The sequence below is a fragment of the Enterobacteriaceae endosymbiont of Donacia piscatrix genome (assembly GCF_012569525.1).
GTDB lineage: Bacteria > Pseudomonadota > Gammaproteobacteria > Enterobacterales > Enterobacteriaceae.
Genome location: NZ_CP046200.1, coordinates 174,652 through 181,554, shown reverse-complemented (window position 1 = coordinate 181,554; position 6,903 = coordinate 174,652). Strand labels below are relative to the sequence as shown.

The window sequence follows — 6,903 nt, the reverse complement described above, 5'->3', positions numbered from 1 at the left end:
TATAATAATTATGATTTTTTTAATAAATTATATACTTATCAAAGTATATTTTTTATGTATAAAAATTTTATTATTAATAATAATTATTCTTAATTAAAAATTAAGAATAATTATATTATTTATTAGAAACTAAAAAAAAATGCAGAAAGTAAATTTTTCTGCATTTTTTTTAATTTATTAATCTATTGTAAATATGTTAATTTTGCCCGAAGGCGGAATTGAACCACCGACACGGGGATTTTCAGTCCACTGCTCTACCAACTGAGCTATTCGGGCAAACAATAAATATATTATGACAAAAATAATAATTAAACGTCAATGTTTTTATTAAATTTTTATTAAAATTTTATTTTATTTTTATTTTTAAAATGTATTAGATAATAATAAAATAAAAATTTTTAAAATAAGACTTGAAACATAGATTATGTGTCCTTATCTTTTAGTGCACATTATTTAAATATATTAAAATATTAATTAGTTATATATAACTAAATTTCTTAAAGGAGATCTATTAAATGAACATTCGTCCATTACATGATCGAGTTATTGTGAAGAGAAAAGAAGTTGAATGTAAATCTACAGGTGGAATCGTATTAACTGGTTCTGCTGCTGGTAAATCTACTCGTGGAGAAGTATTAGCTGTAGGTAAAGGACGTATATTAGATAATGGTATAGTTAAACCATTAGATGTAAAAAAAGGTGATACAATTATATTTAATGATAGTTATGGTGTTAAAACAGAAAAAATTGATGATGAAGAAATTCTCATAATGTCTGAAAGTGATATTTTAGCTATTGTTAAATAAAACTATATTAAAAATAACTAAAATTTTTATAAAGTATGATTTTAATGTAAATATAAGGAATATTTAAAATGGCAGCTAAAGATGTAAAATTTGGTAATGACGCACGTGTAAAAATGTTACGAGGTGTAAATGTACTTGCAGACGCAGTAAAAATTACTCTTGGACCAAAAGGTAGAAATGTTGTTTTAGATAAATCATTTGGGGCACCAGCGATAACTAAAGATGGAGTAACCGTAGCTAGAGAAATAGAATTAGAAGATAAGTTTGAAAATATGGGAGCACAAATGGTAAAAGAAGTTGCTTCTAAAGCCAATGATGTAGCAGGTGATGGAACAACAACAGCTAGTGTTTTAGCACAATCAATAGTAAGTGAAGGACTAAAAGCTGTTGCTGCGGGCATGAATCCTATGGATTTAAAAAGAGGTATAGATAAAGCAGTTATAGCAGCTGTAGAAGAATTAAGAGCTATTTCTGTTCCATGTTCTGATTCAAAATCTATAGCTCAAGTAGGTACTATTTCTGCAAATGCAGATGAAACTGTCGGTAATTTAATTGCTCAAGCGATGGAAAGAGTAGGTAAAGAAGGTGTTATTACTGTTGAAGAAGGAACAGGATTACAAGATGAATTAGATGTTGTTGAAGGGATGCAATTTGATAGAGGTTATTTATCTCCTTATTTTATTAATAAGTCAGAATCTGGTACTGTAGAACTTGATAATCCTTATATACTTTTAGTAGATAAAAAACTTTCAAATATTCGAGAAATGTTACCTATTCTTGAAATGGTTGCTAAGGCAAGTAAATCATTATTAATTATAGCAGAAGATGTAGATGGTGAAGCATTAGCAACACTAGTTGTTAATACTATGCGTGGTGTTGTAAAAGTTGCTGCAGTTAAAGCGCCTGGTTTTGGTGATCGTCGTAAAGCTATGTTACAAGATATTGCAATTCTTACAGGTGGTAATGTTATTTCAGAAGAAATTGGGTTAGAATTAGAAAAAACAACATTAGAAGATTTAGGACAAGCAAAACGTATTGTTATAAATAAAGATACAACAACAATTATAGATGGTCTCGGTAAAGAAAATGATATTTCTGGCCGTGTACATCAAATTAGACAACAAATAGATGAAGCATCTTCTGATTATGATCGTGAAAAACTTCAAGAAAGAGTAGCTAAATTAGCAGGTGGTGTTGCTGTACTAAAAGTTGGGGCAGCTACTGAAGTAGAAATGAAAGAAAAAAAAGCTCGAGTAGAAGATGCTTTACATGCTACTAGAGCTGCTGTAGAAGAAGGTGTTGTAGCAGGAGGAGGAGTCGCATTAGTACGTGTAGCAGCTAAATTAATGAATTTAACAGGACAAAATGAAGATCAAAATATGGGCATTAAAGTAGCTTTAAGAGCTATGGAAGCTCCTTTACGTCAAATAGTTTTTAATTCAGGAGAAGAACCTTCTGTTGTAGCAAATAATGTTAAAGATGGGCATGGTAATTATGGATATAATGCTGCTAATGAAGAATATGGAGATATGATTAAATTTGGAATTTTAGATCCTACTAAAGTTACACGTTCAGCATTACAATATTCTGCATCTGTTGCAGGACTTATGATTACTACAGAATGTATGGTAACAGATTTACCAAAAAATGATAAAACAGATATACCTAATACATCTCCAGGTAGTGGAATGGGTGGTGGAATGGGTGGAATGATGTAAATTTTACAATAAAGATTCTTTATTTATTTAAATAAAATATTTTTTAATTTAAATTATTTATTAAGCTGTGCATTAGTCCTAGGCACAGCTTTTTTATAAAAATTTATTATATAATAAGTTTTTTATATTTTTTACCATAAATTTCTTTAGTTAATTTAGGAATTAAAAATCCTGATAAGGATGATGATATTTTTTGTATAATTTTTTTAGCTTTTCTTTCAGAAACATTAAAATGGTGACTACCATCTACTTTATCTAATAAATGAATATAATATGGTAATATTCCAATATTAAATAAATTATTACTTAATTTAATTAAAGTATTATTATTGTTATTAATATTTTTTAATAAAACACTTTGATTTAGTAAAGTAATACCTACTTTTTTTAAAAGTGAAATTTTATTAAACAATTCTTCGCTAATTTCATTAGGGTGATTAATATGAGTAACTATTACAATATTAAATTTACATTTGCTAAAAATTTTTATTAAATTTAATGTAATCCTTTCAGGAATAATACATATTATTCTTGTATGTATTCTTAATACTTTGATGTGAGAAATATTTTTTATATCATTAATAAAAAAATTTAATTTATGATCTTTTAGTATTAGAGGATCTCCTCCGGAAAAAATTATTTCATTAATTTGTTTATTTTTTTGTATATAATTTATTATTTGATACCAATCACATAATTTGATTGAATTTATTTGTTTAGTATTTTTACGAAAACAATATCTACAATGTACTGCACATATTCCTGTGATTAAAATTAATATTCTATTTTTATATTTATGTATCATTCCTGGAATATTAAATTTCTCATTTAATGGATTATTATTATATTTTTTATTTGTAATTAATTCTTTTTTATGGAAAATAAATTGTAATAAGATTGGATCTTGATGATTATTTTTTTCTATTTTTTTTATAAAAATAACAGGTATTTTAACATCAAATTTTATATTTTTTTTTCTATATAAAAATGAATGACTATTTCTTTTTTTTATTTTTGTAATTTTAATTAAATCAATATTATTATTAATATTATTTGATAATTGTTGTAACCATAATTCTTTCATAAAATATTTTATTTAAATAAATTTATTATATTATGAATTAATAAATTTTAAAAAAAAAAAAAAAATGATTAATTATTTTAGTAATAATTTTAAAATTGGAATGAAATTTATATTTTTAAATCAACCCTATATTATAGAAAATAGTGAATTTGTAAAACCTGGTAAAGGACAATCTTTTGTTAGAATAAAAATGCGTAATTTAATTACAGAAAAATTAATTGATAAAACTTTTAAATCAACTTATAATCTAAATAATGCTGATATTTTAGAAAAAAAATTAAAATATTTATACAATGAAAAAAATAATTTTTATTATTTTATGTATAAAAGTAATTTTGAACAAATTATGATTAGTAATAAAGTTATTAAAAATAAAAAAAAATGGTTAATTCCTCAATATGATTATATAATAACTTTTTGGAACCAATTGCCTATATTTTTAACATTACCTAATTTTATTAAATTAAAAGTAATTAATACAGATTTTGTATTAAAAGGTGATGCAATAATTAATAATAAACAAGCAACCATAAGTAATGGAGAATTAATTAAAGTACCATCTTTTATTAAGATTGGTGATTTAATTAAAATCGATATAAGAAGAAAAAAATATGTTTCTCGTTCTAAATTATAGATTATAAATATAACAAAATGAAAAATTTTAATTGGTCAACTAGTACTAAAATAAATAATCTAATCAAACGTTCTTTTATAATAAAAAGAATAAGAAATTTTTTTGACAAAAAAAAATTTCTTGAAGTAGAAACACCAGTATTAACACAATTTGAAAATACTAGTCCTTATTTAAAACAATTTAATACAAATTTTATTAATTATAAAAAAAAAAAAAAATTATTTTTAATTACTAGTCCTGAATATCATATGAAAAGAATTCTTGCATCAAAAATAAATATGTCTATCTATCAAATATGTCATAGTTTTCGTAATGAAGAATTTGGTAAATATCATAATCCAGAATTTAATATATTAGAATGGTACCATATTAATTATAATTTATTTCAATTAATGTTAGAAGTCAGTAATTTTTTTATGGAATTTGGATTTAATACACTTAAAAAGTGTTCATATAAAAAAATTTTTTTAAAATATTTAAATATAAATCCCTTTAAAGTTAAACAAAAAAAATTATTATCTTTAATAAAAGATATCGGTTTAGTAAAAAATAATAATAAAAGTTTTACTCAAAATATAGTTAATAATTATATACAAATATTATTTGATTTATATATTGTTCCTAAACTAGGTCATAAAAATCCCATTATAGTATATTATTTTCCAGCATCACAAAGAACAACAGAAACTATAAATCAAAAAAAAAATTTAGCAAATAGATTTGAAGTTTTTTTTAAAGGAGTAGAATTAGGAAATGGTTTTAATGAATTAAATAATTTTTTAGAACAAAAAAAAAGATTTATTGAAGATAATAATAAAAGAAAATTAATGGGTTTACCTTCAAAAAAAATAGATTTTCTTTTTTTAAAAGCAATAAAACATGGAAATATACCTAATTATTCAGGTATGGCTTTAGGTCTAGATAGATTTATTATGTTTTTATTAAAACAAAAAACTATTCATAAATCTATAAGTTTTTCTATTATGAAATCTTAGTTAAAAAAACTATTTATTATTAAATGATGCTAATAATTCACCAATTTTGATTTTTGATCCTTTTTTTAAAATAGGATTAAATTTAATTGTTTTAGGTGGAAATAATGTAATAACAGTTGATCCTATATTAAAATAACCAATTTCTTCACCTTTTTTTAGAAAAATAAGGTCTTTTTTATAAAAATTATTAATATATGGCCAATTCCAAGTAATAATTTTATTTTTTCTAGGAGGTATTATTGGACCATACCAAGAAGTATTAATACTTCCAACTATTTGTGCACCAATTAAAATTTTAATCATAAAACCAAATTTTGTTTTAAATAAAAAAACCACTCTTTCATTTAAAATGAATAAATTACATAAATTATTTGTAATAATGTTATTAACAGGAAATAATTTTCCTGGAATATATATTATTTTCAATAAAATTCCATTATAAGACATGTGTATTCTATGATAATTTTTAGGAGATAAATATACATTAACAAAATTTCCATCAGTAAAAATTTTATTTATATATTTATTTTTTCCTATAAGATTATATAAAGAATACTTACAACCTTTAAATTGAAAAAGTTTATTTTTTTTTATACAACCAATTTCATTAATTATACCATCTGAATTATGAATAATATGGTTTTTATTTTTATCAATAGGTCTATTAGACATATTTAGTTTTCTAATAAAAAATGAATTAAAAGTTTTATAATAAAAAATATTAGGATATTTTGTTTCTTTCATGTTTATTTTAAAAATTTTAATAAATAAAAATATAAAAAAAGTAGTTATAATATTTAATTTTTTTTTTGATAAATATCCAAAAATATTTGTAATAAATAATTTTGGTAAATAACGTTGTATATGTAAATATATTTTTTTTTTCATTTTATGGAAAAATATTTTATGTAAAATTTTAATATAAAAAATTTCATATTTTAAGTATATAAAATTTTAATTTTTAGTTAAAAATTAATATAAGGATATTATTTATGGAAGTAAATACTAATTTAGTATGGTTAGATTTAGAAATGACAGGTCTTAATCCCAATAAAGATCATATAATTGAAATCGCTATTATTATTACTAATAATAATTTAGAAATTATAAATAAAGGTTTAAATATTCCAATATATCAATCTGATAATATTTTGAATTTAATGAATATTTGGAGTAAAAATATTCATACTAAAAATGGATTAATTAAAAAAGTTAAAAATAGTAAATTTAATTTAAAAAAAGCAGAAATATATATATTAACTTTTTTAAAATTATGGATTAAACCTAATACATCTCCTTTATGTGGTAATAGCATATATAAAGATAGAATTTTTTTATTTAATTATATGCCAAATTTAGAAAAATATTTTCATTATCGTAATATTGATGTAAGTTCTATAAAAGAACTTGCCAAAATTTGGTATCCTAATGTTTATGTAAATTTTCAAAAAAAAAATTCTTTACATAAAGCATCTAATGATATTTATGAGTCTATAAATGAATTAAAATTCTATAAAAAATATATTTTTAAAAAAAATAATATTAAAAATATATTGACAAATAAAATATAAATTTAATATGATAAATTGTGTTTTATTATATACATTATTAATATTTTAGCGGGAATAGCTCAGTTGGTAGAGTACAACCTTGCCATGGTTGGGGT

Annotated in this window: 7 protein-coding genes and 2 tRNA genes (1 of these 9 only partly in view); 6 read left to right on the top strand and 3 right to left on the bottom strand. The window is 21.7% G+C overall.

Annotated elements, in window-relative coordinates:
• Positions 1 to 203: 203 nt before the first annotated feature.
• Positions 204 to 276 (bottom strand) — tRNA-Phe (locus tag GJT96_RS00885).
• Positions 277 to 515: 239 nt separating this feature from the next.
• Between GJT96_RS00885 and GJT96_RS00880 the strand changes: the two genes are divergently transcribed.
• Both GJT96_RS00880 and groL read left to right on the top strand, forming a co-directional pair.
• Positions 516 to 806, top strand: coding sequence for a co-chaperone GroES (locus GJT96_RS00880; RefSeq protein WP_169780365.1), 291 nt, complete (start codon positions 516 to 518; stop codon positions 804 to 806).
• A gap of 68 nt (positions 807 to 874) precedes the next feature.
• On the top strand, positions 875 to 2,524 hold the full coding sequence (gene groL, locus GJT96_RS00875) for a chaperonin GroEL (protein WP_169780364.1): 1,650 nt from the start codon (positions 875 to 877) through the stop codon (positions 2,522 to 2,524).
• A 106-nt stretch (positions 2,525 to 2,630) separates the two neighbouring features.
• On the opposite strand, the gene GJT96_RS00870 is transcribed toward groL, so the two are convergent.
• The gene (locus GJT96_RS00870; protein WP_169780363.1) at positions 2,631 to 3,608 is read right to left on the bottom strand and encodes a KamA family radical SAM protein; all 978 of its coding nucleotides are present in this window, start codon (positions 3,606 to 3,608) and stop codon (positions 2,631 to 2,633) included.
• Between the two features lie 64 nt (positions 3,609 to 3,672).
• Here GJT96_RS00870 and GJT96_RS00865 point away from each other — a divergent pair, with 64 nt between their 5' ends.
• Together GJT96_RS00865 and epmA are read left to right on the top strand one after the other, a co-directional pair.
• Positions 3,673 to 4,242, top strand: coding sequence for an elongation factor P (locus GJT96_RS00865; protein ID WP_169780362.1), 570 nt, complete (start codon positions 3,673 to 3,675; stop codon positions 4,240 to 4,242).
• 17 nt (positions 4,243 to 4,259) lie between these two features.
• Positions 4,260 to 5,237: an elongation factor P--(R)-beta-lysine ligase gene (epmA, locus tag GJT96_RS00860; RefSeq protein ID WP_169780361.1), complete on the top strand. Its 978-nt coding sequence runs from the start codon at positions 4,260 to 4,262 to the stop codon at positions 5,235 to 5,237.
• A 9-nt stretch (positions 5,238 to 5,246) separates the two neighbouring features.
• Here epmA and asd read toward each other — a convergent pair whose 3' ends face one another.
• Positions 5,247 to 6,125 (bottom strand): archaetidylserine decarboxylase, encoded by an 879-nt coding sequence (gene asd / locus GJT96_RS00855; protein WP_169780360.1) that lies wholly within the window; start codon positions 6,123 to 6,125, stop codon positions 5,247 to 5,249.
• Positions 6,126 to 6,229: 104 nt separating this feature from the next.
• Here asd and orn point away from each other — a divergent pair, with 104 nt between their 5' ends.
• Complete coding sequence (gene orn / locus GJT96_RS00850) at positions 6,230 to 6,808, top strand: oligoribonuclease (RefSeq protein WP_169780359.1); 579 nt, start codon at positions 6,230 to 6,232, stop codon at positions 6,806 to 6,808.
• A 48-nt stretch (positions 6,809 to 6,856) separates the two neighbouring features.
• A tRNA-Gly gene (locus GJT96_RS02320) sits at positions 6,857 to 6,903 on the top strand; it runs 125 nt beyond the window's last position.